Source organism: Bacillus sp. FDAARGOS_1420 (genome assembly GCF_019344915.1).
In the GTDB taxonomy this organism is placed as follows: domain Bacteria; phylum Bacillota; class Bacilli; order Bacillales; family Bacillaceae_G; genus Bacillus_A; species Bacillus_A mycoides.
The window spans coordinates 2,485,621-2,510,189 of sequence record NZ_JAHWJB010000002.1 but is presented as its reverse complement, the minus strand read 5'-3'; the positions used below and the strand labels follow the sequence as shown (position 1 = coordinate 2,510,189).

The following is a 24,569-nucleotide window of genomic DNA, read 5'->3' as shown; positions in this document are numbered from 1 at the left end:
ATCCAGAAAAGCCTGATAGAGTAGGGAGGTTCCTTTAATGTTTTGGAATAATTTAGCATAAGTGATTTTCATATCTCTAAATTTATGCTCTAATTAAAATAAAGGAGGCAAGTAAATGGGGAATGAGATTAAACGATATGTAATACGAACTTTTATATTTACATGGATACTATGGGGGCTATTAATTAGCTTAATAAAATTAAACATTACGACATTTGGTACACCGCTAGCGATGATATTATTTGTTTTCGGGGGAATCATGCCGGCAATCGTTGCAATTAGTTTAAAGAAAAAATATGGATCAAAAGAAGAGTTCAGAGTGTTTATTAAAAATATTGTTAATCCTAGGCATCACTTTGTATGGTATGTTCTAATCGTTGTTCTAGCTTTTATTAGCTGTTATCTTCCAACGATATTTGGTGGAGCAACGATGCAAAAACCATTATACGTGGCATTACTTAGTTTTCCAACAATGATCGTTGGTGGTGGTCTTGAAGAAATTGGATGGAGAGGATTTTTACAACCTGCCCTTCAGAAAAAAATTCGGCATTTTTTAGTACGGTTATTGTGAGTGTTATATGGGCTATTTGGCACTGGCCGTTATGGTTTATTCCAGGCACGAATCAAACTCAAAGGGATTTTATAGCCTTTATAATTACGACAATTGCCGTATCTTTCTTATTAACTACAATTTTTAACGCAACTAAAAGTATTTTTATGTGTCTAATTTTTCATGCGCTTCTTAATTCTTTTTGGAGTGTGTACGTGCCAAATGATAAAGTGTTACCAGCATTTCCAACTTTTATTTTCGGAATTTTCGTATTTATCGTGTATAAAGTCATAATAAAAAGAAAGAACCTCTTATTGATTAGGTAACTGAAATAATAAAAGGAAACATATTAATATATTTTTTATGGATATGAAACTAATTAATAAGAACACGACACAAACATAATTAAAATATAATACAAGTTTGTGCCGTAAAAAAATTTGCAAAACTATAAACAATATCAAAAAGAATGAAGAGCCTTTCCGTATACATAAACAATGCTAACGACAGTTATAGTAATTCATTTGTTAGAACAATTGAATTAACTAAGGTCTGTGTCAGGAGGAGTATATCCAAGGTGACGAGTCATTGATACAATTTGGCCTTTATGATGAAATTCATGTGTCTCCGTATGAGTTAAAAGCCATAGCGGAGTTGTGCTCCAAGGTTCTTTTTGCCATTTCACTTCATTTGCTATATTTTCGAGCCAACGGTCATTGTATTCATCTAAAAAACGCATTACAACCTCATCGACTAACTTAAATCTAGCACGAACTTTCTCGACATCTGCATGCTCAATTTCATAATCACTAGCGAATGAAAAATCTGCTCGTTTTTGCTTGAATGCGAATGATCCAAGCCAGTATCGGTAGCAATCAGCTACATGAATATGGGTTTTTAAAATGCTGCCACTTCCGAAATTAGGAACTATGCTGTGCAATTTTTCTCGTGGAATTTCTTCCAAAAATGTAAATAGATGTTCCCTTGTAGCACTAATAAGATTATATTGTTGTTTTAAAACATCTACCATGTAATTACACTCCTCTTTTGTTTACTAAAATATTTGCGCTGTAAGTAATTCTATATTTACGGGGGTTGTACCTTTTTAAAAAAACATATTTCCGAAGTGCGTTAAGCATATTAGATGTTTTTCTTAATTGTTTCTGATAGATTAAACAAGGTGAAACTTTAATAAGTTTAACATCCTTAGTTCATAATAAATTGTACATAAAAAAGGGGACGATAAAATGAATAGAATAATTGGTTTAAAACAATTTGAAATAACGCGTGGGGCATTACTTAAATTTATGGAAACGTTAGATGACAAAACTGCGGATACGCAGCCGGAGGGCTTTAACAATACAATTCGCTGGCATATCGGTCACGTGTTAACGGCGGCAGAAGTTTTCATGTTTGGAAAAGAATTCAAACAATTACCAACTGAATATCCAGGTATGTTTGGGTATGGATCAAAACCGTCTAAATGGAAAACAGAAGGGCCATCATTAGAAGTGTTAACGGTTCAATTAAAAGAACAAGCGAAGCGCATTCAAGAAATTCCAGCAGAAGCATTTGAAAATAAACTTCCAGAGCCATTTTTAGGGTTGGAAACAGTTGGAGAGCTTTACGGTATGATGCTTTATCATGAAGCAGACCATATTGGGCAAATGAAGGCGATGGAACGTATTATTAAGGCTCTTTAGTTTTTGGTAATGTTAAATAATATATAGACAAAAAAGGGGTAGATAATTTATTATCTATCCTTTTTTGTTGTTGAACTTCTTGAAGGATTAAGGATTATGAACGCTAATCATCGTGATGCTGATGAAGAAGGAAAGAAAACCAACCAATTAGGATAAAGAAACATCCTAAGTTTTATGGTAGTTATTATTTTTTTTGTATTACTTAATAGAAAAATATTGAAAATAATACAGAAGAAAGTATAAGGTTGCAAAATCTGTATGAAATAGGGTATTCCTAAATATGGAATATACGTATAATAAAAGAGAGGAACTAGAAAATGGGGGAATACTATGATTACATTGGAACAAAAGTTGGAGCAATACACACATACATATGCACAGTTAAAGGGAGAACTAAAATGGAAAACAAGTGATTCTCGAACAGGTATGATGATTGCTGCTATGTATGCAGGTAGTGATAAACTGTTTGATCTCGGACGTTTTTTAGAAATTAGTAGTTATATTAAGAATCAGGTAGGGATGTTTTCATACTTAAAGTCTTATCATCGCTTTGTGGTGGCCGCAACATTAGATATTCACTTTACAGATTACAAGGAAGCTTTTCGGAGGTTTTTAGATTTATATGAACAATTGGTCGCTGGTGGCTTTAGCCGGAGTATATTTACTTATCTCGCAGCAGCTGTGCTTTTAACAGAAGAAAATGAACAGCATGGCACGCACATTCAGCGTTCGATGCAAGTATATAAACGGATGAAAGAGGATCATCTTTTTCTTACAGGTACAAATGATTATCCACTCGCGGTTTTACTAGCAGGACAATCAGAGAATGTAGAAACACTTATGGACCGGGTAGAACGTCTTTATCAGAAACTAGCGAAAGCTGGTTTGCGTAAAGGGAATGATCTTCAGTTTTTAAGTCATATCCTCTCACTAAAGAAGGATGTCCGTGAAGAAATGTTAGTTGCAACATGTACAAACATATGGAATTTGTTAAAACAAGAAAAGGTAAAAGTGAAACAGATGCATTATCCAGCTATCGGGCTACTAGCGTTACTTGAGGATGGAGAAAAAGAGATTCATTCTATTAAAGCGTTGATTGAAAAATTGCAAGGGGAGAAATTTTTCCGTTGGCATACAGATACGAATATTCTTATTGCTATTCAACTGTTCGTAAGTCAGAAAGGTGAGGAAAGTAAAGCTACCAACGCAGGTTTACAAACAATGATAGAAGTCCTCATACAAGCACAACAAGCAGCTATGATAGCAACGATTGCCGCTTCATCTGCAGCAACCTCTTCTGCTAGTACTAGTTCATAATGTGTAACTGCTTATGCGCTTGTAAATTATGATGAACCTATAACCTCTTTGATGAGAACGGTTTAAAAAATATTAATAAAAAAGGCCCATCACTCTCTAATGAGTGATGGGTTAACTATTTTTACAGAGTGGATTTTTTTATTGGGTAAGGAAGATAAGTTGTTATTTTAATGTTTTTACATAATTAGCATTATCTTTTCGACTGCTTAAAATGTTTGAGTTGTGTAACAATCATAATGCTAATAACAACGAGTAAAAACCATGAGCTAATTTTGCTTAGGTGAACGAGATTCCACGTTTCCTGTTGATTTGGATATTGCCATGCTCCGAAAAATGTTGCAATGTTCTCTGCAATCCAAATAAAGAAACCGATAAGGAAAAAGGAGAGAACGAGTGGCATTTTATATGTAATGCCTTGTAATGAAAATTCCACAAATGTGCGAAAGAATACAATGAATAAAAGTAAGGTTAATACCCATCTAAAGTCATATAGAAAATGATGTGTGAAAAAATTGAAGTAAATCATAGCTCCTAACGGTATTGCAAAAATAGCCCTCGGCCAATTATACATTTGTAAATGCAATCTTCTCCACGCTTGGCATATGTAACTAGCAACACTCGCATACATAAAACCGCTGTAAAGCGGAACTCCGAAAATTTTTGAATATGCCTCTTCAGGATAACTCCATGAACCGAAATGTACTTTATATATTTCTAGTAGAAGGCCGATGAGGTGAAAGACAGTAATTACTTTTAGTTCGTCTTTTGTTTCAAGACCAGTCTTGTACATAATCCACTGCATAAGAAGACATACGATGAGTATGAAATCATATCGGTACAGCCCTGGAATCGAAATGATTTTTGAAAGAGCAAGTGTTAAAAAAATAACGACAGGGAACAAACAGGATAATGCTTGTTCATAAGTAAAATAGAGTAGTTGTTTTACATAAAACATGTTTTCACCTTCAGGGTTATTATTTGAAAAATCAAAATAATAACTTAGTATACTACAAATTTGAAAATAAAACAGTACGTCATTTTGCATGTATTTGGAAGTTTTAGAAGGGAATTGTAATAAGTATTTTGATAGTTTAACAAAGTAAAAAAATAGTTTGCTATTTAAAAAAAGTGGGGATATAATATCTAAATGAAAATGATAATTATTATCAATAATGATTATAAATAAAAAATAATTATAAAAAAGAACTGAATATAAAGGATGAAATGAAACATGTTACATAAGTTTACTGTACATGCTGGCAATAATCGCTGGATACATATTAAGTTCGTATGTTTCATGAGCTTAACAATTTTATGTTTAATCGGATCTATATTTTTAGCTATTGCATTCGGGGCAAAGGATATTCATTTGCAAACGGTGTGGGCAGCGGTTTTTGATTATAATCCGAAATTAACACAGCATCAAATTATTTATGAATTAAGGCTCCCAAGGGTAATTGGCGCAGCAGTTGTAGGAGCTGCTTTTGCAGTCGCTGGAGCTGTTATGCAAGGGGTAACACGAAATCCTTTAGCTGATGCAGGTGTACTCGGAATAAATGCAGGTGCGATGTTTGTAGTAGCACTTAGTTTTGCTTTTTTCCCGCATATGCCGTATTCCTATTTAATGATTGTCTCCTTTATTGGAGCAGTTTTAAGTACAGTACTCATTTTTATTATTGGATCAGCAACATCAGACGGTTTAACGCCGATGAGGTTAACGATTGCAGGGGCAGTTATGGCCGCGCTTTTACATTCGTTAAGTTCAGGTGTCGCGATTTATTATGACTTAAGCCAAGATTTAGCATTTTGGTATGCTGGTGGTGTTGCGGGGGTTAAGTGGGAACACTTGAAATTTTTAGTGCCTATTATTCTCATAACAATTGTTTTTGCGACAGCGCTAGGGCGATCTATTTCACTCATATCGATGGGGGATGATGTCGCTACAAATTTAGGTGTAAAAACGAACCGAACGAGAATACTTGGGATGATTATGGTAGTGATTCTAGCAGGTGTTTCTGTTTCAGCTGTTGGTTCCATTGGATTTGTAGGACTAGTCATTCCGCACATTGCTAGAAAATTAGTAGATGTTAATTATCGACGAATTATTCCTATGTCAGCATTATTAGGAGCTATGTTATTAGTTTTAGCTGATTTAGGGGCAAGAACAGTAAATCCTCCTAAAGAACTTGCGATAGGGATTATGGTAGCTCTTGTTGGAGTTCCGTTCTTTCTCTATATAGCACGTAAAGTTGGGAGTGAGCTATAAGTGAAGAATCTTTTTAACAAGGATAAAAAGAGGGCTATTACTGTAACTACAATTTTCGGATGTATAAGTATCGCTGTAATTTTGATTAGCTTAAATACGGGGACGCTGAGCATCGCGCCGCTCAAAGTAATTCAAACGCTTTTTGGCTATGGTGATTTTGAGAGTGCAACCGTGCTATACGATTATCGTATGCCAAGAATTATAATCACAATGTTAGCAGGTATTGGCCTTGGAGTTTCCGGTGCGATTTTGCAAGGGCTATCTCGTAATGCACTAGCAGATCCCGGTATTCTTGGATTACATTCGGGTGCTTCTTTCGGGCTTATTGTATTTGTTACTTTCTTTCATTCTATTAACGAGAGTGCATCGATTTTAATACCGTTATTTACATTTGGCGGAGGAGTGCTAGCTGCATTTCTTATTGTTTTGCTTGCGAGTGATCGGTCAAAAGGTTTACTTCCCATTAGACTTATTCTTGTTGGTATTGCAGTTTCAGCTGGTTTTAGTGCACTTTCGTTATTTTTCTCGCTCAAGTTAAATGATGAGACGTATACATTCGCTTCTAGGTGGTTAGTTGGTAACGTGTGGGGAAGAGATTGGATTCATGTCCTAGCATTATTACCTTGGATTTTGATACTAACTCCGTACGCATGGCTGAAATCCAAAACGTTAAATGTACTGTCACTAGGTGATAGTGTAGCAGCAGGGCTTGGTGTATCTGTTCAAAAAGAACGGTTACTGCTTTTAGCTACAGCGGTAGGATTGTCTTGTGCAAGTGTATCAATGGCAGGGGGAATTGGCTTTATCGGCTTAGTTTCTCCGCATATCGCAAGAAAGTTAGTAGGTAGTACATATCAACATTTCCTTCCGTTAGCTGGCATAATTGGAATGATTATTTTAGTACTCGCGGATACGATAGGACGATCTTTATTTGAGCCAAACTCTATTCCAGCTGGCGTAGTAGTAGCGGCTTTAGGTGCGCCATATTTTCTTTATTTACTTACAAAAACAAAATAAATACTTCAAAGAGGAGAACATATGAAAAAGAAACTTACTATTTTATTTAGCATTATGTTTATTTTAGTATTATCAGCATGTGGTCAAACGAAATCTAGTGAAGAGGCAACTAAAAAAACTGAAAAAAGTAATGATCCAAAAATTGCTTCTATGTCTATTCATTTAACGAATAACTTACTTGCATTAGGAATTACACCGGTAGGTTCTGTAATTGGTGGAGATTTAAAAGATTTCTTACCTCACGTGAAAGAACAGTTGAAAGATACGAAGAAACTTGGCGTTGTAACAGATCCGAATATGGAAGCATTACTACAATTAAAGCCATCTGAAATTTATGTGGATGAAAAATATGCTGGCAAAGATTTAGCGAAATACGAAAAAATTGCAAAAACACATTCTTTTAATTTAGATGAAGGTACGTGGAGAGATCATTTAAAAGAAGTTGGTAAGCTTGTAAACCGTGAGAAAGAAGCAGATAAATATATTCAAGATTATGAAGAGCAATCAAAACGAGTAAAAAGTTTAATAGATAAAGAGCTAGGTAATAATGAGAAAGTAATGGCAATTCGCGTTACTGCAAAAGAATTACGTGTATTTAGTACGAAAAGACCGATGGGACCAATTTTATTCCAAGACTTAGGATTACAACCTGCAAATGGTGTAGAGAAAATTGATGGAGACCGTCCTTTCGAAGTCATTTCACAAGAAGTATTACCTGACTTTGATGCGGATGCTATTTTCGTTGTTGTAAACAGAGACGATAAAGCGAAAGCAGCATTTAAACAACTTCAAGAAACACCAATTTGGAAAGACTTAAAAGCTGTTAAAGGCAAGCACGTATACATTATCAATGACCAACCATGGCTTGACTATTCTGCTTTAGGCAACAAAATGGCAATGGATGAAGCGGAGAAAATGTTTACGAAATAATACAGTTTTACTATTAGGAAAGGCCCTCTAAATTTGGAGGGCCTTTTTATTGTTGTTATTGTTAGAATAAATGAAAAATTATACAATGAAGTTAATTCAATGCAAGGGAGATGTGCCAATGTCAGCGCTTATTGTAAGTATCCCGTTAAAAAACAGTTTATGGAACAAGGGGATAAAGTGAAACTTTAATCAGTGGGGGTTTTGTTCATCCCCCAGTGATTATTAGCCTTCACCAATCGGGCGTTTACGGGCAGCCCGACTCCCACCTAACTTCTTCGCTCCAGCTGAATTTTGAGGTGGGAGTCTTACTGCCCGTTAATGCGGGATAAATAGGCTAAAATAATTATCCCCGCTATTTAATAAAGGGGGAGTTTGAAATGACGATGAATCTTTTTCAAAATAAAACTATTAAATTATCAGCTATTAGAGCGACAGATGCTGAAGTAATGGCTATGTGGCAAGAGGATAGTGAATATTTAAGAAATGTAGATACAGACTTAGCATTCCCGCAATCGTTACATGAAATAGCGAGTGATGGGCTATTAAAGGGACGGAGATCGAATAGTGTTTCTTTCATGTTAAGAACAGTTCAAGATGATCGCTTAATTGGTTTTGTTGCAATTCACGGCATAGAGTGGAATAACAGAACAGGTCTATTAGCAATTGGTATAGGAGAGGCAAATGATAGAGGGAAGGGATATGGGAAAGAAGCGATACATATTATTCTAAAGTATGCGTTCTATGAAATGAATTTACACCGCGTCGGTCTCGATGTTATTTCTTATAATAAAGCAGCCATTGCGTTGTATAAAAAGATGGGTTTTCAGATGGAAGGGTGTATGAGAGAAGCAGTTCAGCGAGACGGAAAGTGTTTTGATCGTATGATTATGGGGATATTGCGGGATGAATGGATAGAGCTGCAGAACTAGCAAAAACATACAGAATAATTGTGTAGTGTAGAGTGAAAAGTTGTAATATTTGGGTAATAATGAGCGGAGGAGTGTACTAATGGAAGGTTTATCTTCATTAAGAGAGTGTTTATATCAGCTAGAGGAACGATTACTTAAACCAGGGGTTCGCACATCTCAAAAGGAGCTTAAAAAGATACTTGCCGCTGATTTTTTTGAGTTTGGGAGTTCTGGTAAAGTTTTATATAAAAATGAGGATATCGATAAAAGTGGAATTGGTGTGGTAAAAATGACTTTGAGTGATTTCGAAGTACATCCATTATCCAAAGATGTAGCATTAACTACTTATCGAATATTCAATGAAATAAATAATCAACACTCGTTACGTAGTTCGATATGGAAATTTAGAGAAGGAAGATGGCAAATGTATTTTCATCAAGGTACACCTGCTAAATTTTAGTGAAGCTTTTTGTATGAAAAAGAAACTATAAAGAATAGAATTGTTGAATATATTAGTCCTTTATATATATAAAGAACTAATGAAAGTTGTCTTTTTAAAATATCTAAATTTGTTCTTAAAAGGGTCTTGTTAATAAAGGTACATTCCATATTATATATGTAGTATGCAGGAGATATAACGATAATTGGCGAAATTTTACAGTGAACTGATTGAATTTATAAGGAGTTATGCGAGATGAACTTAGAAAAAAGTAAGCCAGTAAATGAAGAGGTCGCTGAATTAAAAGAACTAATCAAAGAATTACATGGAAGTGTGCACCAACTTCAAAGTGAAGTGCAGCAACTAAGGCACGAAAGGCCGGTTGTTGAAGTGAGGAAAGGTGTTCAATTATCACCAACAATCATCGGACAAATTGGTGGTATGATTTTAGGTGGATTAGCAATTATAGGTATATTTTGGTGATGGAAAAAGGTATGCGGCGTAGTGCTGCATACCTTTTTTGTTTGAAGATATAATTTCATATAATACAGCTTTTACATTAAATAACGTAAATATATATAAGCATGTGATAACAATAGAGCAATGATCGTTAAGGGGAAACCGATTTTTAAGAAGTCCATATAAGAGAACCCATGTCCTTCACGTTTTGCAATACCAGCAACGACTACGTTTGCTGATGCTCCAATTAATGTTCCGTTGCCTCCTAGGCAAGCTCCAAGTGATAACGCCCACCATAGTACTTCAATTTGCGGAGAATCGACAGATAGTCCGAGTCCTGTAGCTAAATCTTGAATAAGTGGAATCATCGTTGCGACAAATGGGATGTTATCAATTGTCGCAGATGCGATGCCAGATACCCATAAGATAAGTATAGCAGCGAAACCGATATCGCCATTTGTTACGTCGAGTACTTCTTTTGCGAGTGAAGAAATAAGTCCGATATCAATTAATCCGCCAACGAGAACGAATAGTCCAGCGAAGAAGAAAATTGTTACCCATTCAACGTGGGCAAATACATCTTCAATATCATGTTCTTTCACACCGATTAACATAAGAAGTGTAGCACCTGTCATCGCAATAACGGCAGCGTCTACATGAATAATAGAATGAAGTACAAAGCCTAAAATAGTTAGTCCTAAAATCGTAATGGATTTTAAAAGGAGGCTCTGATCTTTAATATAATCTTTTTCATTTAATGCCATTAGCTTTTCGATTTGCTCAGGCGTTGTTTTTAGTTTGTTGCGATACATGAAGTAAATAATGCCAAGTGTAACGATAGAAATAATGATTACGATTGGAGCTAAGTTTAGTAAAAAGGCATTAAAGTCTAAATGCTTATTAGCTGATCCAATCATAATGTTCGGTGGGTCACCAATTAATGTTGCTGTTCCACCTATATTTGAAAATAGTACTTCTGAAATCAAATAAGGAACAGGATTTACTTTTAAAATACGTGTAATGGATAGTGTAACAGGTACGATTAATAATACGGTTGTTACGTTGTCCAAAAATGCAGAACCGACAGCGGTTAATATGGATAGTAATAATAAAATGCGGATTGGTTTTCCGCCAGCTGTTTTTGCTGCTTTAATGGCTACAAATTCAAATACGCCTGATTGACTCGTAATATGTACGAGAATCATCATCCCAATTAAAAGGGTGATTGTTTCCCATTGAATATGTGATGTGAAAGCAGTATGTAAATCTACAATTCCAAAAATAATCATAATAGCAGCACCGAATAGTGCGATTACAGCACGATTCAATTTCTCAGAAATAATAAAACCGTACGTGACTAAAAATACGGCAATTGCAAAATAATATTGCCAATTTGCTACTTCATGTGCTGAATGTTCCAAACATGTCACCTTCTTTAAAGTATGTATTCAATTGTAAAAATGCATCCCTCTGCGTAATTTATATTGTAGCAAATTCAAAAAAGAAAGAAAACTATTTAACAAAGTGAAGGAAAAAACATCAATTCTACATATGATATAAAAAAATAAAAAAACACAGTGCAAATTATTAGGAAAAGTGAGCGTTGTCCTCTAATATAGAGATAGCAATTTACATTATTTTTGCGTAAAATGGTTTAAAGAGGTGAATTCCGATGGAAATAGTAAAAGATAGTTCTCTTATTCAAAATGAAATCGAACGTTTTGTAAATAAAGATGTATATATTCATTTAGAAACGACAAACGGAGCGTATGCATCACACATAAATGAAAAGATGATGACAGTTGGAGCATTCATTCGAAATGCAATTATCCGTTTTGAGCGCGGGAAAATAACTGGAACAAACCCATACCGAGTTGGTCTGAAAATGGATCATGGCTGGGTATATGCTGAAGGTATTACGCATTGGGAAGTAGATGATCAAGAGCGTTTATTATTAGCTGGACATGATAATCTAGGCCGCCTAGCAGTTGCGCTTGAATTAAGCTTAACACCATTTAAGTAAGAAGGAGGGAAACTTATGGAGAGACATGTACTTGTTGTATTTCCGCATCCAGATGATGAAGCATATGCTGCGGGAGGAACAATTCGCTTATTAACAGATCAAGGAGTACCTGTAACGTATGCATGTGGTACTCTTGGACAAATGGGACGTAATATGGGGAAAAACGTATTCGCTAACCGTGAAACGATTCCAAATATTCGCGAGAAAGAATTGAAAGAGGCTTGTGAAGCGATGGGCATTCAAGATTTAAGAATGCTTGGTTTCCATGATAAAACGTTAGAGTTTGAAGATGTTGATTTCGTTGCAGACAAAATTGAAGCAATCATTCAAGAAGTAAATCCATCTCGAATTATTACATTTTATCCTGAGCATGGCGTACATCCAGACCATAATGCATTTGGCCGTGCTGTCGTTCGCGCTGTATCACGTATGCCAAAAGAAGGGCGTCCAGTCATTCATGCAGTTGCAATTACGAAAAATCGTGAAGCAGTACTCGGTGAGCCGGATGTTGTAAATAATATTAGTGAAGTATTTGAACATAAGTTAACTGCACTAGGTGCGCATCGTTCACAAACAGAAGCGATGCTGGAAGACACGCATGCAAAAATAAAAAATAAAGATGCAGCAACATTAAAATGGCTGCAACTTGAACAGTTTTGGACTTATAAATGGGAGTAGGCTAGAAGGGTATCTTCTAGTAGCTCTTACATAGAAAAAGCGCCGTCACTTGTGATGGCGCTTTTTCTATTAAAGACTATATATTTCTTAGAGCCGTACTTCAAATTTTAAAATTAGCGTGCAGTATAGCCTCCATCAACAAGAAGTGTTGTACCATTAACAAAGCTAGCATCATCACTTGCTAAAAATAAGACAGCTTTGGCTATTTCTTTTGGTGTTCCAAGTCTGCCTTGTGGATGAAGTGAAGCTAAATATTCTTTCTGTTGAGGATTAACACTACCAAGTAAAGGGGTGTCAATATAGCCAGGGCACACCGCATTAATACGTATTCCATATTTAGCGTAGGCAGTACATAAATTTTGAGTTAATAGTTTCACACCACCTTTTGCAGAGGAGTATGCTGTTGGGGTAGGTAATGAAACAAAACTATGAATCGAACCAGCGTTAACGATGACACCGCCTGTACCTTGTTTAAGAAATTGTTCAATCGAATATTTATCAGAGAGGAATACCCCAGACAAGTTAATATCAATGGTTCTTTTCCATTTTTCATAGGACAGTTCGTTTGCCGGTGCATCATCAGCAACGCCGGCATTGGCATACATAATATCTAATTTACCGTATTTACTTACTGTCTCATGGATTAGCTGTTTAATATCTGCTTCTTTTGTTACATCAGTTTTAATAAATAATGTATTATATCCATGTGCATTCAATTCATCTGATAGGCCTTTTCCACGTTCAGAAAAGTCAGCAATAACTACTTTTGCACCTTCTTCAATAAAAAGGCGAACAGTGGATTCACCAATTCCACTTGCACCACCAGTTATGATTGCTACTTTGTCTTTTAATTTCATATAAACCTCTCCATTCATCAATGAATTTAAGTCAAATTTTTTAGTCTGGTTATATCACTATTAACCTTAAATAATAAGTAGATAGAAGAAAAAATTAGAGTTTACTTAATTGTGAGAGTACTAATTTTTTTCTTTATTTACTTTCTTTCTTTTTTGCACTTAATCCTTTTAGAAATGATATTTAGTAATAGTGTATAAGAAGCGTATATTTTGAATTATTTAATAGATTGATATATATTTATATTGATTAAATGATTTTAGTTTGTTAAAAATGGGGAAATCGATATGAAGATTAAATTTGCTGTAATAAAAGATGAAAATTTTGATTTTATTCTATTAGAAACAAAATTATTGAAAACCTTTAAAGAAGTGGATAGTAAAGCTGATATTGTAAAAGTTGAGGATGAAATTTTTGAAAACAATGCTATTCAAACACATTTAGTGGAAATCAGCATTAATGTTCATGGGAAAAATATCGGATATAGATCTGCTTCAGCTAGTATATTTCTTGTACTAGAGAGTTTATCAATACAGCTAGTTCATATTAATATTAGTATACATTAAGTAGCTAAAAAAGATGATTTTTAAGAAGAGAATACTGACTATATTGAGTTTTAAATATGAGAATGGTGATTTAAATAATAGTAATTATCGTAGGTGCTACCGCATGTTGGATTGCATCTTGTTTGTTGTTAAAAAAATAAAAAAGGCTTTAAATATGCTACAGGTCTTTATGAAACGGCATATAAAGAGTACTTAGAATACATTATTAAAGTAGAATAATGAGATTTCTTTTTATACCACATATTATCTAAACGAAGACTTATATATAGGAGAATGGAAACGTGTAAGTAATTCAATTAGATTGTACAAATAATTTGGTGTGCGGATATACGGAATGTATTCACAGGTAAGAGGGTTGTCTCATAATATATATATATATAGTTTTTTCTATTGAGATGAACAGATGGTGTAAAAATATGGAAGGCGTTTACGCTAAAATTGACAGTCTCAAGGCGGAGCAAAAAGAAATTATGAGAGACATTCGTAATTTAGAAACGCGTACCACTATTAATGAGAAAGACATAGCAACAATCAATAAGCAATTGGAAAAAATAAGTACAAACATAACTTGGATTTTGCGAATTATTATAAGTGCAATAGTAATGTCAGTTTTGGGGTTGATATTAAAAGGGATGATTTAATCTTGTGAAATAGGACGATATAAAAGAAAGAGGGGAGCTTCCCCTTTCTTTTATGTAAATGAGAAGCTATAAATTTTCCGCTTCTTTTTTATCTGCATATTTTTCCTCTAAGGAAATTAATAGAGGAATTGATATAGTTACAAGAATGATTAAAGTGGTTATAAAAGATTTAGAAAGAGAAAAAGAACCTTCGATTAAAGGTGATAAAAACTTGAATGAAAGTATACTTGTTATTAAGGAAACTACTAAAAAGCTAAAAAGAGACACATTTTTATTTTTGATAGATGTTTCTATAAAATCTTTAAGACAGCTTATGACGACAAATATAGTTAATATAATAAGAGAAATAAAATAATGTGTTAAATTTGTCATACTAATAGTAGAGTCGTCTATTATGTAAGCAAGTAACTTAGATACTAACATACCTCCAAACAATAAAATAATAAAAGCAAGTAATCCTTCTGATATATAAGTGCTGAAATTATCTTTCTTGTTAAAGAGTTTATAGTTTAGAGTAGATTGGATTATTTGAATTAGAAATAGGGTAATAATCCATACATAATATACAAGTGGTAATTCTCCTGAGAAGAGAGCAATTAGGAAATTTATTACTGTCCTTAAAATTTCAATCATTACAAAAGTCCTCCTGTTTGTAAGCTTTACGACATTACAAATATGCTAGTCTATCATGCAATAATTCGATCTATCAATTCAAACTATTACTAATTATTCCATAAAATAGTGACGGTATCAAGTTATCCTTCTAACAAATCCTCCAAAGCTCAATACTAGAAAAAGAAACGCAATATGTAATATAATTGAAAAAGTATATTTTAAAATCAATGTTAATATTACCCTCCTATAAGTATTAACATACGTAATTGAGGTGTTTTGTTTGTTGTTTTATGATCGAATTTCTATAATGGCCCCTCCTGTTCCGTAGCTAAGGAAAGTCTATTCATTTCTGAGATTTTCAAAGTTATAGGAGGGTATTAAAAATGAAAAAAGTCTCAGTACCATCGCTTTTGTTAATGATAATTCTTGTGGCATTTCCGCAAATTAGTGAAACGATTTACACACCGTCTTTACCTGACATTTCAAAGGCGTTGCACGTAAGTAATAATGAGGTACAGTTAACACTTAGTGTTTATTTTGCTGGATTTGCTTTAGGTGTATTTTTTATTGGATGGTTATCAGATATAATTGGTCGTCGCCCAGCAATGTTATTTGGAATTGTAGTATATGGCGCTGGAAGTTTCTTATGCTATATTGCAAATTCTATTGAATTTTTATTGTTTAGTCGTTTTATTCAAGCATTTGGAGCAAGTGCTGGTTCAGTTGTGACACAAACGATTCTTCGTGAAAGTGTAGAAGGGCATAAGCGCCACGTTATGTTTGCTCAAATTTCAGCAGTCATTGCTTTTACACCAGCGATAGGTCCACTAATTGGGGGCTTTCTTGATCAAATGTTTGGATTTAAAATAGTATTTTTAAGTTTAGTTGTTATGAGTGTTGGGATTTTGTTATATACGTTTGTTTCTCTTCCGGAAACAAAAACGGAATCAGTAACGGATAAAATAAATGTGTTTTCCGTAGCGAAAAGGTTGATTACAAATCCGAAAGTAGTAACGTATGGATTATTAATTGGAGGAGCAAATGGTGTTTTATTTAGCTACTATGCAGAAGCGCCGTTTATCTTTATTGAATACTTTCAGTTATCGCCTAGTATGTACGGATTTCTAGGAATTGTTGTTGCTTCCGCTTCTATTATTGGAGCGAAAGTTTCAAAGCGGTTACTTGCTACTTATAAACCAGAGAAAATTATATATATCGGTTGTCTTGTAATGGCAGGGGGAGCTATCCTCTTAACTGTTATTACTTCATTTGGATCAAATCCAAACATAATATATATGATTGGATTTTTAGTAGCGATGTTTATATTGCTATTAGGAATTGGGGTAGCATTACCTAACTGTTTAAGTTTAGCATTAGTAGATTTTCAAGATGTCATTGGTACAGCTGGAGCATTATTTAGCTTAGGGTACTATGTAATTGTAACGATGACAATTTTGGGAATGAGTCAGCTGCATACGGGCTCGTTAATAGTGATGCCACTTTATTTTCTTGTTATTGTAGTTATAATGATGGTGTTTACTAAGGTGTTTATTTTTGGTAAGAAAACTTCAAAATCGATTTAAATATGAAATCGTAAAAGAGTCTCATTTTTTAATGAGACTCTTTTATATTTTATGAACATAACTATAGGAATGAATATGTAATTAATATTAAAATATAACAAAGTTGTATAGTTATAGTTATTGGGGAGGGTGAAACTATGTTAATGAACCTAGTATGCGCTCTACTAATCATTTCCGGACTTATTATAGTTGTGAGAAAAAATTTCATTTTAAATCATTATCTTTGTAATTTAATGGCATTCTTTTGTGCTTATATGACATCATCTACCTACGTATTAGAGCAACTTTCATTAACAAAAACAATGTTTATACTATGTTTGTTGTTTATAACTTTTGTTCTTGTATACTCACATTTCGATATTAGAGGGCTAACTTTTAACGATTATACAGTATTTAATCTGCCTTCTAGACGAGTGAATATATTAGTGAAAGAAGGGCTTACTGAAGCGGACATAGAATTTACTTTGAATAAAAATAATATATATTTATCAGGATCTCCTGTGAAAATCCGAATATTACATAGACCGTTACATACAACTAATATTTTATTTAGGAAATGTCCAGAGAATATGAGGACAGAAATTAAAGGTATTATTGAGAAAAAGATAAAAGCTGAAGAAAAGAGTTTTCCGCTTTCAGGTGTAGTGTTGATTGTATTAAGTATAGTTATATTTTTCTTAAAATAGGAGATGGGAAAGAGAAAATTTATATGTAAGCATTGGGTAAACAAGAGAGGGAGAAGTTAGTAATATTATAGTTTTACTGATATATTAAATTCCCTGCATGATTTGTTAATCAAACATGCGGGGAATTACATTATGAACTATAAAGATTGAAGTACATGAGGTATGAAACCGAGGCGGATATTTTCTCCTCGGTTATTTATATTGTAATAATATTCACACTAGAATCATATTGAATAGATGTATTTTATTGTTAATTTAGTTAAAAATTAATCAAACTAATATATAATAATTTACTGAAAAAATAATTGAACTTTTCAGATAAATGAATTAATATAAAGTGAGCAATTTTAAGTTTTATAGAAAATAGGAAGATGAGGGGTTTTGGGAATTTTATAAGAGGCAAAATGAGATTTTAGGATAGCTTTAAAGTTAGTCTAAAATGACGTTTGTTTCATCATTTTCAGGGCCAAACAGGAATTAGGGTACACCATCTTACTTTAAATGCGGCTATGAATCATCTAAGAGGGGGAAATGAAGTGGCAAACAAAGAATTGAAACGAGGTTTAGAAGCACGTCATATTCAAATGATTGCTTTAGGCGGAACAATTGGTGTTGGTTTGTTTATGGGGTCAGCCAGCACGATTAAATGGACGGGTCCGTCAGTAATGCTTGCATATGCAATCGCAGGTGTTTTCATCTTCTTCATTATGCGTGCCATGGGAGAAATGTTGTATATGGAGCCAAGCACAGGTTCATTTGCGACATTTGGTCACAAATATATTCATCCGTTAGCTGGTTATATGACAGCGTGGAGTAACTGGTTTCAGTGGGTTATTGTTGGGATGTCAGAGATTATCGCAGTTGGAGCGTATATGAAATATTGGTTCCCGGATTTACCAGCTTGGATACCTGGTATTATCGCGATGGTTATTCTTGGTGCGGCTAACTTAATTTCTGTTAAGTCATTTGGTGAATTTGAATTTTGGTTTGCGATGATTAAAATCGTTACGATTCTATTAATGATTATTGCGGGATTTGGACTTATTTTCTTTGGAATTGGTAACGGCGGAGAAGCGATTGGCATATCTAATCTTTGGGCAAACGGTGGTTTCTTTACAGGTGGTTTTTCAGGATTCTTCTTTGCATTATCACTTGTAGTTGGAGCGTATCAAGGTGTGGAATTAATCGGGATTACTGCTGGTGAAGCGAAAGATCCGAAGAAGACACTTACTAGAGCAATTCAAAGTACAATTTGGCGTATTTTAATTTTCTATATTGGTGCTATTTTCGTTATTGTAACTGTTTATCCTTGGGATCAATTAAGTTCAATTGGTAGTCCGTTCGTAGCGACTTTTGCGAAAGTTGGTATTACGGCAGCTGCGGGACTTATTAACTTCGTTGTTATTACAGCCGCAATGTCTGGTTGTAACAGTGGTATTTATAGTGCTGGACGTATGCTTTATACACTAGGTGTAAATGGACAAGCACCGAAATACTTTACGAAGATCTCTAATAACGGTGTACCTTTATTCGGTACAGTTGGTGTAATTATCGGTTTAGCGGTTGGTGTTGTTTTAAGTTATATTGCACCAAAAAACTTATTCGTATATGTATATAGTGCGAGTGTACTTCCTGGTATGGTGCCATGGTTTGTCATTTTAATTAGTCAAATTCGTTTTAGAAAAGAAAAGGGAGCAGAGATGAAAGATCATCCATTCAAAATGCCATTTGCTCCTGTTACAAACTATTTGACGATAGCCTTTTTAATTATGGTATTAATCGGAATGTGGTTTAACGATGATACACGTATTTCACTAATTGTAGGTATTGTTTTCTTAGCTATCGTAACAATTAGTTTCTATGCTTTCGGAATAGGGAAACGAGCTCCGTTAGACGTTAAAAATGATCAAGAGATTTCAAGTAAATAAAGATAGTAAAAAGTCCGATTTCCCGTTTAGAAATCGGACTTTTTATTATTAAAATTTCTCTACAACGATCTTTCCAATTGTACGCCCACTTTCAAGTTGTGCATGTGCTTTCTTTATGTTTTCAGCGTTAATTGGTGTGAATGTTTCATTTAATGTAGTCTTTAAAATACCTTCATCTAATAGCTCGCTTACTTTATTTAATAGTTCGTGCTGCGTACTCATATCACCAGTTTCATACATCGCTTTTGTAAACATAAACTCCCAAACGAATGTAGCACTTTTACTTTTTAAAATTCCCATCTCAAGAGGGTGTTCATTTTCTACGATAGAGCAAATTTTACCTTGTGGTTTAATGATGTCACCCATCGCGTGCCAATGCTGATCAGTATTGTTTAAGCAGAAGATATAATCTACATCTTTTAGCCCAAATTCTAATATTTGATCTTTTAAAGGTTGGTGATGATTAACTATATAATCGGCACCGAATTTTTCCACCCAGTGTATAGTTTCGTTGCGGGATGCGGTTGCGATTACGTTTAGTCCAGCCCATTTAGCTAACTGAATAGCAATCGAGCCAACACCACCAGCTCCGCCGATAATTAAAATGTTTTTAAATGAATTTTCATCTTTCTTATTATAATCAATCCCTAAACGTTCAAACAAACCTTCCCATGCGGTAATGGCTGTTAAAGGAAGTGCTGCAGATTCAGCATCACTTAACGTTTTTGGTTTTTTACCAACAATTCTTTCATCAACTAAATGGTATTCACTGTATGTACCTTGCCTTGTAATGCTTCCAGCGTAAAACACTTCATCGCCTTCTTTAAATAACGTACAACCATCGCCAGTTTGCACGACAACACCACTAGCATCCCAGCCAAGTATTTTTGCTATATCTTCTTTTTTATCTTTTGGAGATCGAACTTTTGTATCAACTGGATTAACGGAAATAGCGTTAATCTTTACAAGTATATCTCTTCCTGTGGCAACAGGTCTTTCAACTTCAATATCAATTAAACTGTTTTCTTCTTCAATAGGTAAGTATTCATGTAAACCAATTGCTTTCATTTTTATTCCCTCCATTAAAGTAAGAGTATTTTTCTCTTTTATTATAGATGCAGAAAGGTTGTTATGTAAAAAAGTATACTCATTTTTATACTGTCATTTGATTGGTTTTAAAATTCTGACAAATAATATACAATTAGTATAGAAAATAATGCGAGGTGAATGACTAATGACCGCAAAACTAAGAAAAAGTGATTATGTAATCGTCATGGCAATTATTATAATGTATTCGTTAATTGGTCACGTATTAAATTTAGATATCTTAAAAGTGATGGCTATTCAACAAAATGGATTTAGTATTAGTTTTGTAGGTATTGCTATATGTTATATCACAGCTAGGTTATTGTTTTTTGCTATTCGGAAATTTAAAAATGATAAGTAATGCTGTAATGAAGAATTTGTGAACAACCTAAAAATAATAGTTGAAACAATGGAAGAAGAGAAGGAGTTTATTTCTCATAAGCGAAATATAGTATTGTTTTATCCTAAATTATTTGTAAAGGTGGATACATAATGACAGTAAAGAAGCTTTATTTCGTCCCAGCAGGTCGTTGTATGTTGGATCATTCGTCTGTTAACAGTACATTAACACCAGGAAAATTATTAGACTTACCGGTTTGGTGTTATCTTTTGGAGACTGAAGAAGGACCTATTTTAGTAGATACAGGTATGCCAGAAAGTGCGATTAATAATGAAGGCCTTTTTAACGGTACATTTGTTGAAGGACAGATTTTACCGAAAATGACTGAAGAAGATAGAATCGTGAATATTTTAAAACGCGTTGGTTATGAGCCGGAAGACCTTCTGTATATTATTAGTTCTCACTTACATTTTGATCATGCAGGAGGAAATGGTGCTTTTACAAATACACCGATTATTGTGCAGCGTGCTGAATATGAGGCGGCACAACATAGTGAAGAATATATGAAAGAATGTATATTGCCGAATTTGAAATACAAGATCATTGAAGGGGATTATGAAGTCGTACCAGGAGTTCAATTATTGTATACACCAGGACATACTCCAGGGCATCAGTCACTATTCATTGAGACAGAGAACTCTGGCCCAGTGTTATTAACGATCGATGCATCGTATAGGAAAGAAAATTTTGAAGATGAAGTGCCGTTCGCTGGATTTGATTCGGAATTAGCTTTATCTTCAATTAAACGTTTAAAAGAAGTTGTTAGGAAAGAGAACCCAATTGTTTTTTTTGGACATGATATAGAGCAGGAAAAGAGCTGTAAAGTGTTCCCTGAATATATATAAATAGAAAAAGTCATGGGCCTAGTTGAAGTAGCTCATGACTTTTTCTATTAAATAACCTTTTTAAATAAGTTATATACTTTTTTCGAATTACCTTCATTTAATTGATAATAAGTAAGGTCTACGTCATCAGGAGTGTTTTGATGGGCAATCATAACTTCACTACTGTTGTTATCTACTATCCAAATTAAATATTGTTTATAAGTTCCATCTTGGAAAGTAATCCACATGTTACAATCTACTAGATCAGAACCTTCTTCATCTAGCGTTAAATCGCCTTTTTTTGCTGTATCCATACTGTTAATGAATGTTTTTAATTCATCTGTTTTTGTAAGGAAGATAGATTTTTTTGTCTTAAGCGACTCTACATGTATATCTTTTATTTCCTGTTTTCCTAAAAAAACAGGAGGTGCATTTGGGTCTCTTTGAGTTGAAATAATAGTAGCTTTCTTCTTTGGTTTACTTGCTGTATAGAGATCTTGAATAGATTTTCCAGAGTTTAAAAACCATACGGTTCCAAAAACAATCAATGCGCTACCTATCAATAAAATGATTTTCTTAATAGGGTATTCTCCTCTCTATGGCTTCATGTGAAGAGCTTTTCTATTAATATATGATAGGTAAGCGTAAAGTATTATAGTTGAACGTGGTTATGCTTCACGGTTTTTATAGGGCGATCAACGAGTAAATTGTAAGTAAGCCCTATTAATACGAGAATTCCACCGATAATTTTTCCGGGTGATAGTTCGTGTGACAGGAAGAAATCGATGATAGTCCCCGTAAACAATTGTCCGATAAAGATGAGTAACGTTAAATAAAATGCTGATATTTTAGGAGTAATATAGTTTGATAATGAGATAACGATAACGCCTACTAATCCGCCTAAGTATACGGCGATAGGTATGGATTGTAACGTATGACTAGAAATATACAACGAATCTGAACTGAAAATTAAAAAGAACATGGAGAAAAATAATCCAGTAATATAATTGAAAAATGTGCCTTCCCAATTTCCAATTTCCTTTGCTAAATTCGCGTTAATAATTCTAGCAACAACGATAGAAACACCAGCTAAAATAGCGATACAAATATATAACATTTTCTTACCTCCATTAGTAAATTGTCATGACTATAATTCCAGAAGAGATGAATAATAATCCAATTAATTTTTTCTTATCAAACTTCGAAACTTTCATTTCTAATAAACCGAAATGATCAATAACTATGGAAGCGATGGATTGACCAAGTAAGCTTAATGCAATCGTAATAGAGGCACCAAGAGCAGAGAAACTTATATTATTAAAAAGAACAGTGAATACTCCAATTGCCCCAGCGCTATATAAAAAAAGTGGAATACCTTTATCAAAATGGATTTTATTTTTGTTTATGATTAAAACGAAAATAACTGCTATTAAACCGACAAGATGAATGACAACGCTTGCTGTATACTTGCCAATTAACTCAGATAAAATCCCGTTCAAAGGAAGCATAATGGCGATAAGCACGCCAATAAAGACAGAAAAAAAGTTATACAATGTAATATCCCCTTTATATTTCATATTTGTAATGACTGTATCATGCTGAAATTGTGTATTACTATGACATATGTCATAGTGGAAGAAGAAAATTTTAATTACAATGGGGATAGTTGTAAAGGCGGGGAAACTATGAAGAAAGTATGTAATTCTAATAAATTAGCAGAGTATATGAAGCAAAATAATATCGATTCATTTTTTAGTAGTGATATGAAACCGTATATGGAACTTATATTTTTTAAAAAGAATGAGTTTATTTGTAGAGAAAATGAAGAGATAGATTATTTATATTTTTTTGTTGAAGGAAAAGCGAAAGCGTTTAATACATTAAGTAACGGGAAATCTGTATTATTATGTTTTTATGATAGTTTGCAGTTACTAGGAGATGTGGAGTTAATTCATTCTCAAAAGACTGCTTCAAACGTACAAGTGATGGCAGATTCGTATTGTGTTGGGCTACCTTTAGGGAAAGTGAGAAATCAATTATTTCATGATGCGAAATTTTTAAGATGTATTTGCGGATCGTTAGCACATAAATTAAATCGACTTTCAAAAAATAGTACAATTAATTTACTGTATCCACTTGAAAATCGACTTGCGAGTTACATGTTAGCAGCAGGGGAACGGGCGGTTCAGCACGGAAATAGAATTGTGTTTAGTGGGAATTTAACGGAAATAGCTGAATTGTTAGGGACGAGTTATCGGCATTTATTACGTACATTAAATGTTTTTTGTGATAAAGAAATTATAAAGAAAAGCAATGGTTGTTTTGAAGTGATGAATGTAGATGTTTTGCGGGAATTGGCGGCGGATGTTTATAAATAGGAGGGTATTATAAATGATTACACCTATATTTAGAATTTTTGATATTGAAAAGGCTCAGTTATTTTACTTGAATTTTTTAGGGTTTAAACTGGATTGGGAACATCGGTATGAGGAAAATATGCCATTATATATGCAAATTTCGTTAAATGATACTGTAATACATCTATCTGAACATCATGGGGATGCTTCACCAGGCGGTGCAATTCGTGTGAAAATAGAGGATTTAAAAAGTTATTATGCTATTTTATCAAGTAAAGATTATGCGTATTCAAAACCTGATATAGAGAGAACACCTTGGGATACAATTGAATTAACTGTGATTGATCCGTTCTCAAATAGAATTACATTTTATGAGGAAAGGGTTTAGAAATTGAGGTGTTATAAATAATTTATCAAAGTAGGGGTTACAATGAAGAGAAAAATAGCGATGATTTCAGATATTAATGGGAATAGTCACGCTTTAAAGGCGGTATTAAAAGATATTCGAAATGATAATAAATTTAGGTGATAGTGTGTATGGGCCGTTAGATCCTTTGGGGACAATTGAAATATTAATGAGTAACGAGATGATACATATTAAGGGGAGTTTACTTTATAGTGAACTGCTCTTTTTTATTTTGGATAGATATTGAATTATAAAAAAATAAAATGTTATGATTATGGAAACGTATGAACATATGAACATGTATTCATGTGTTTGTGAGAAGGAGGAATTGG

The 24,569-nt window shown here is 33.8% G+C and carries 27 protein-coding genes and 3 pseudogenes; 21 read left to right on the top strand and 9 right to left on the bottom strand.

From position 1 onward, the window contains the following. Nucleotides 1-115 precede the first annotated feature (115 nt). Nucleotides 116-876, top strand: a pseudogene (locus tag I6L50_RS23115) (CPBP family intramembrane glutamic endopeptidase). Nucleotides 877-1,091: 215 nt separating this feature from the next. Here I6L50_RS23115 and I6L50_RS23110 read toward each other — a convergent pair. Then, on the bottom strand, nucleotides 1,092-1,580 hold the full coding sequence (locus I6L50_RS23110; RefSeq protein ID WP_219303237.1) for a DinB family protein: 489 nt from the start codon (nucleotides 1,578-1,580) through the stop codon (nucleotides 1,092-1,094). 217 nt (nucleotides 1,581-1,797) lie between these two features. Here I6L50_RS23110 and I6L50_RS23105 point away from each other — a divergent pair, with 217 nt between their 5' ends. Next, complete coding sequence (locus tag I6L50_RS23105) at nucleotides 1,798-2,253, top strand: DinB family protein (protein WP_219303236.1); 456 nt, start codon at nucleotides 1,798-1,800, stop codon at nucleotides 2,251-2,253. Between the two features lie 280 nt (nucleotides 2,254-2,533). After that, nucleotides 2,534-3,570: pseudogene (locus I6L50_RS23100) on the top strand (DUF4003 domain-containing protein). 190 nt (nucleotides 3,571-3,760) lie between these two features. On the opposite strand, the gene I6L50_RS23095 reads toward I6L50_RS23100, so the two are convergent. Further along, nucleotides 3,761-4,525, bottom strand: a complete 765-nt coding sequence (locus I6L50_RS23095; protein ID WP_219303234.1) for a DUF817 domain-containing protein — start codon at nucleotides 4,523-4,525, stop codon at nucleotides 3,761-3,763. 276 nt (nucleotides 4,526-4,801) lie between these two features. Here I6L50_RS23095 and I6L50_RS23090 point away from each other — a divergent pair, with 276 nt between their 5' ends. From I6L50_RS23090 to I6L50_RS23065, 6 genes are all read left to right on the top strand, one after another. Next, the gene (locus I6L50_RS23090; protein ID WP_219303233.1) at nucleotides 4,802-5,836 is read left to right on the top strand and encodes a FecCD family ABC transporter permease; all 1,035 of its coding nucleotides are present in this window, start codon (nucleotides 4,802-4,804) and stop codon (nucleotides 5,834-5,836) included. After that, nucleotides 5,837-6,853, top strand: a complete 1,017-nt coding sequence (locus I6L50_RS23085; RefSeq protein ID WP_219303232.1) for a FecCD family ABC transporter permease — start codon at nucleotides 5,837-5,839, stop codon at nucleotides 6,851-6,853. Nucleotides 6,854-6,874: 21 nt separating this feature from the next. After that, a complete protein-coding gene (locus I6L50_RS23080; protein ID WP_219303231.1) occupies nucleotides 6,875-7,783 on the top strand; it encodes an iron-hydroxamate ABC transporter substrate-binding protein in 909 nt (302 codons plus the stop codon). A gap of 377 nt (nucleotides 7,784-8,160) precedes the next feature. After that, the gene (locus I6L50_RS23075) at nucleotides 8,161-8,712 is read left to right on the top strand and encodes a GNAT family N-acetyltransferase (RefSeq protein WP_219303230.1); all 552 of its coding nucleotides are present in this window, start codon (nucleotides 8,161-8,163) and stop codon (nucleotides 8,710-8,712) included. Between the two features lie 79 nt (nucleotides 8,713-8,791). Next, on the top strand, nucleotides 8,792-9,151 hold the full coding sequence (locus tag I6L50_RS23070) for a nuclear transport factor 2 family protein (RefSeq protein WP_002033457.1): 360 nt from the start codon (nucleotides 8,792-8,794) through the stop codon (nucleotides 9,149-9,151). Between the two features lie 234 nt (nucleotides 9,152-9,385). Further along, nucleotides 9,386-9,613, top strand: a complete 228-nt coding sequence (locus tag I6L50_RS23065) for a coiled-coil domain-containing protein (protein WP_002033458.1) — start codon at nucleotides 9,386-9,388, stop codon at nucleotides 9,611-9,613. Nucleotides 9,614-9,684: 71 nt separating this feature from the next. On the opposite strand, the gene I6L50_RS23060 is transcribed toward I6L50_RS23065, so the two are convergent. Further along, nucleotides 9,685-11,010: an ArsB/NhaD family transporter gene (locus I6L50_RS23060; RefSeq protein WP_219303229.1), complete on the bottom strand. Its 1,326-nt coding sequence runs from the start codon at nucleotides 11,008-11,010 to the stop codon at nucleotides 9,685-9,687. Nucleotides 11,011-11,261: 251 nt separating this feature from the next. Here I6L50_RS23060 and I6L50_RS23055 point away from each other — a divergent pair, with 251 nt between their 5' ends. Together I6L50_RS23055 and bshB2 are read left to right on the top strand one after the other, a co-directional pair. Then, nucleotides 11,262-11,612 carry a YojF family protein gene (locus tag I6L50_RS23055; protein ID WP_000407045.1) on the top strand — a complete coding sequence of 117 codons (351 nt, stop codon included), beginning with the start codon at nucleotides 11,262-11,264 and terminating at the stop codon, nucleotides 11,610-11,612. A gap of 15 nt (nucleotides 11,613-11,627) precedes the next feature. Beyond that, nucleotides 11,628-12,290: a bacillithiol biosynthesis deacetylase BshB2 gene (bshB2, locus tag I6L50_RS23050; protein WP_219303228.1), complete on the top strand. Its 663-nt coding sequence runs from the start codon at nucleotides 11,628-11,630 to the stop codon at nucleotides 12,288-12,290. A gap of 113 nt (nucleotides 12,291-12,403) precedes the next feature. On the opposite strand, the gene I6L50_RS23045 is transcribed toward bshB2, so the two are convergent. Further along, nucleotides 12,404-13,147, bottom strand: coding sequence for an SDR family NAD(P)-dependent oxidoreductase (locus tag I6L50_RS23045; protein WP_002087632.1), 744 nt, complete (start codon nucleotides 13,145-13,147; stop codon nucleotides 12,404-12,406). Nucleotides 13,148-13,432: 285 nt separating this feature from the next. Between I6L50_RS23045 and I6L50_RS23040 the strand changes: the two genes are divergently transcribed. Both I6L50_RS23040 and I6L50_RS23035 read left to right on the top strand, forming a co-directional pair. After that, a complete protein-coding gene (locus I6L50_RS23040; RefSeq protein WP_219303227.1) occupies nucleotides 13,433-13,711 on the top strand; it encodes a hypothetical protein in 279 nt (92 codons plus the stop codon). Nucleotides 13,712-14,127: 416 nt separating this feature from the next. Continuing rightward, a complete protein-coding gene (locus I6L50_RS23035; protein WP_078205238.1) occupies nucleotides 14,128-14,352 on the top strand; it encodes a hemolysin XhlA family protein in 225 nt (74 codons plus the stop codon). A gap of 66 nt (nucleotides 14,353-14,418) precedes the next feature. Here I6L50_RS23035 and I6L50_RS23030 read toward each other — a convergent pair whose 3' ends face one another. Beyond that, the gene (locus I6L50_RS23030; protein ID WP_219303226.1) at nucleotides 14,419-14,985 is read right to left on the bottom strand and encodes a DUF5823 family protein; all 567 of its coding nucleotides are present in this window, start codon (nucleotides 14,983-14,985) and stop codon (nucleotides 14,419-14,421) included. A gap of 365 nt (nucleotides 14,986-15,350) precedes the next feature. On the opposite strand from I6L50_RS23030, the gene I6L50_RS23025 reads away from it, so the two are divergent. The 3 genes from I6L50_RS23025 to I6L50_RS23015 all read left to right on the top strand — a co-directional run bounded on the left by I6L50_RS23025 (nucleotide 15,351) and on the right by I6L50_RS23015 (nucleotide 19,164). Further along, entirely contained in the window at nucleotides 15,351-16,550 is a 1,200-nt protein-coding gene (locus I6L50_RS23025) for a multidrug effflux MFS transporter (protein ID WP_016091917.1), read from the top strand. 137 nt (nucleotides 16,551-16,687) lie between these two features. Continuing rightward, complete coding sequence (locus I6L50_RS23020) at nucleotides 16,688-17,236, top strand: hypothetical protein (protein ID WP_002137571.1); 549 nt, start codon at nucleotides 16,688-16,690, stop codon at nucleotides 17,234-17,236. Between the two features lie 536 nt (nucleotides 17,237-17,772). Then, nucleotides 17,773-19,164 carry an amino acid permease gene (locus tag I6L50_RS23015; protein ID WP_219303225.1) on the top strand — a complete coding sequence of 464 codons (1,392 nt, stop codon included), beginning with the start codon at nucleotides 17,773-17,775 and terminating at the stop codon, nucleotides 19,162-19,164. Nucleotides 19,165-19,212: 48 nt separating this feature from the next. On the opposite strand, the gene I6L50_RS23010 is transcribed toward I6L50_RS23015, so the two are convergent. Further along, a complete protein-coding gene (locus tag I6L50_RS23010; RefSeq protein ID WP_113735950.1) occupies nucleotides 19,213-20,232 on the bottom strand; it encodes a zinc-binding alcohol dehydrogenase family protein in 1,020 nt (339 codons plus the stop codon). Between the two features lie 166 nt (nucleotides 20,233-20,398). On the opposite strand from I6L50_RS23010, the gene I6L50_RS23005 reads away from it, so the two are divergent. After that, a complete protein-coding gene (locus I6L50_RS23005; RefSeq protein ID WP_219303224.1) occupies nucleotides 20,399-20,611 on the top strand; it encodes a hypothetical protein in 213 nt (70 codons plus the stop codon). A 131-nt stretch (nucleotides 20,612-20,742) separates the two neighbouring features. After that, nucleotides 20,743-21,495: a quorum-quenching N-acyl homoserine lactonase AiiA gene (gene aiiA / locus I6L50_RS23000; RefSeq protein ID WP_131245382.1), complete on the top strand. Its 753-nt coding sequence runs from the start codon at nucleotides 20,743-20,745 to the stop codon at nucleotides 21,493-21,495. A 47-nt stretch (nucleotides 21,496-21,542) separates the two neighbouring features. Here the strand turns inward: aiiA and I6L50_RS22995 are convergent, their stop codons facing one another. The 3 genes from I6L50_RS22995 to I6L50_RS22985 all read right to left on the bottom strand — a co-directional run bounded on the left by I6L50_RS22995 (nucleotide 21,543) and on the right by I6L50_RS22985 (nucleotide 23,051). After that, nucleotides 21,543-22,022: a hypothetical protein gene (locus I6L50_RS22995; protein ID WP_002128384.1), complete on the bottom strand. Its 480-nt coding sequence runs from the start codon at nucleotides 22,020-22,022 to the stop codon at nucleotides 21,543-21,545. A gap of 104 nt (nucleotides 22,023-22,126) precedes the next feature. Next, a complete protein-coding gene (locus tag I6L50_RS22990) occupies nucleotides 22,127-22,591 on the bottom strand; it encodes a DMT family transporter (protein ID WP_219303223.1) in 465 nt (154 codons plus the stop codon). 13 nt (nucleotides 22,592-22,604) lie between these two features. Next, nucleotides 22,605-23,051, bottom strand: coding sequence for a DMT family transporter (locus tag I6L50_RS22985; RefSeq protein ID WP_219303222.1), 447 nt, complete (start codon nucleotides 23,049-23,051; stop codon nucleotides 22,605-22,607). A gap of 108 nt (nucleotides 23,052-23,159) precedes the next feature. On the opposite strand from I6L50_RS22985, the gene yeiL reads away from it, so the two are divergent. The 3 genes and pseudogenes from yeiL to I6L50_RS35710 all read left to right on the top strand — a co-directional run. Further along, nucleotides 23,160-23,852: a transcriptional regulator YeiL gene (gene yeiL / locus I6L50_RS22980; RefSeq protein ID WP_002165330.1), complete on the top strand. Its 693-nt coding sequence runs from the start codon at nucleotides 23,160-23,162 to the stop codon at nucleotides 23,850-23,852. Between the two features lie 13 nt (nucleotides 23,853-23,865). Next, the gene (locus I6L50_RS22975) at nucleotides 23,866-24,219 is read left to right on the top strand and encodes a glyoxalase superfamily protein (protein ID WP_002014124.1); all 354 of its coding nucleotides are present in this window, start codon (nucleotides 23,866-23,868) and stop codon (nucleotides 24,217-24,219) included. Between the two features lie 42 nt (nucleotides 24,220-24,261). Beyond that, nucleotides 24,262-24,439 (top strand): annotated as a pseudogene (locus tag I6L50_RS35710) (metallophosphoesterase family protein); the annotation flags it as partial. Nucleotides 24,440-24,569: the final 130 nt, after the last annotated feature.

Excerpts from the sequence above, each read along its gene's own strand:
- I6L50_RS23110 (WP_219303237.1), bottom strand. The coding sequence starts at position 1,580 with ATGGTAGATGTTTTAAAACAACAATATAATCTTATTAGTGCTACAAGG.
- I6L50_RS23105 (WP_219303236.1), top strand. The coding sequence starts at position 1,798 with ATGAATAGAATAATTGGTTTAAAACAATTTGAAATAACGCGTGGGGCA.
- I6L50_RS23095 (WP_219303234.1), bottom strand. The coding sequence starts at position 4,525 with ATGTTTTATGTAAAACAACTACTCTATTTTACTTATGAACAAGCATTA.
- I6L50_RS23090 (WP_219303233.1), top strand. The coding sequence starts at position 4,802 with ATGTTACATAAGTTTACTGTACATGCTGGCAATAATCGCTGGATACAT.
- I6L50_RS23080 (WP_219303231.1), top strand. The coding sequence starts at position 6,875 with ATGAAAAAGAAACTTACTATTTTATTTAGCATTATGTTTATTTTAGTA.
- I6L50_RS23075 (WP_219303230.1), top strand. The coding sequence starts at position 8,161 with ATGACGATGAATCTTTTTCAAAATAAAACTATTAAATTATCAGCTATT.
- I6L50_RS23070 (WP_002033457.1), top strand. The coding sequence starts at position 8,792 with ATGGAAGGTTTATCTTCATTAAGAGAGTGTTTATATCAGCTAGAGGAA.
- I6L50_RS23065 (WP_002033458.1), top strand. The coding sequence starts at position 9,386 with ATGAACTTAGAAAAAAGTAAGCCAGTAAATGAAGAGGTCGCTGAATTA.
- I6L50_RS23055 (WP_000407045.1), top strand. The coding sequence starts at position 11,262 with ATGGAAATAGTAAAAGATAGTTCTCTTATTCAAAATGAAATCGAACGT.
- bshB2 (WP_219303228.1), top strand. The coding sequence starts at position 11,628 with ATGGAGAGACATGTACTTGTTGTATTTCCGCATCCAGATGATGAAGCA.
- I6L50_RS23045 (WP_002087632.1), bottom strand. The coding sequence starts at position 13,147 with ATGAAATTAAAAGACAAAGTAGCAATCATAACTGGTGGTGCAAGTGGA.
- I6L50_RS23040 (WP_219303227.1), top strand. The coding sequence starts at position 13,433 with ATGAAGATTAAATTTGCTGTAATAAAAGATGAAAATTTTGATTTTATT.
- I6L50_RS23035 (WP_078205238.1), top strand. The coding sequence starts at position 14,128 with ATGGAAGGCGTTTACGCTAAAATTGACAGTCTCAAGGCGGAGCAAAAA.
- I6L50_RS23030 (WP_219303226.1), bottom strand. The coding sequence starts at position 14,985 with ATGATTGAAATTTTAAGGACAGTAATAAATTTCCTAATTGCTCTCTTC.
- I6L50_RS23025 (WP_016091917.1), top strand. The coding sequence starts at position 15,351 with ATGAAAAAAGTCTCAGTACCATCGCTTTTGTTAATGATAATTCTTGTG.
- I6L50_RS23020 (WP_002137571.1), top strand. The coding sequence starts at position 16,688 with ATGTTAATGAACCTAGTATGCGCTCTACTAATCATTTCCGGACTTATT.
- I6L50_RS23010 (WP_113735950.1), bottom strand. The coding sequence starts at position 20,232 with ATGAAAGCAATTGGTTTACATGAATACTTACCTATTGAAGAAGAAAAC.
- I6L50_RS23005 (WP_219303224.1), top strand. The coding sequence starts at position 20,399 with ATGACCGCAAAACTAAGAAAAAGTGATTATGTAATCGTCATGGCAATT.
- aiiA (WP_131245382.1), top strand. The coding sequence starts at position 20,743 with ATGACAGTAAAGAAGCTTTATTTCGTCCCAGCAGGTCGTTGTATGTTG.
- I6L50_RS22990 (WP_219303223.1), bottom strand. The coding sequence starts at position 22,591 with ATGTTATATATTTGTATCGCTATTTTAGCTGGTGTTTCTATCGTTGTT.
- I6L50_RS22985 (WP_219303222.1), bottom strand. The coding sequence starts at position 23,051 with ATGAAATATAAAGGGGATATTACATTGTATAACTTTTTTTCTGTCTTT.
- yeiL (WP_002165330.1), top strand. The coding sequence starts at position 23,160 with ATGAAGAAAGTATGTAATTCTAATAAATTAGCAGAGTATATGAAGCAA.
- I6L50_RS22975 (WP_002014124.1), top strand. The coding sequence starts at position 23,866 with ATGATTACACCTATATTTAGAATTTTTGATATTGAAAAGGCTCAGTTA.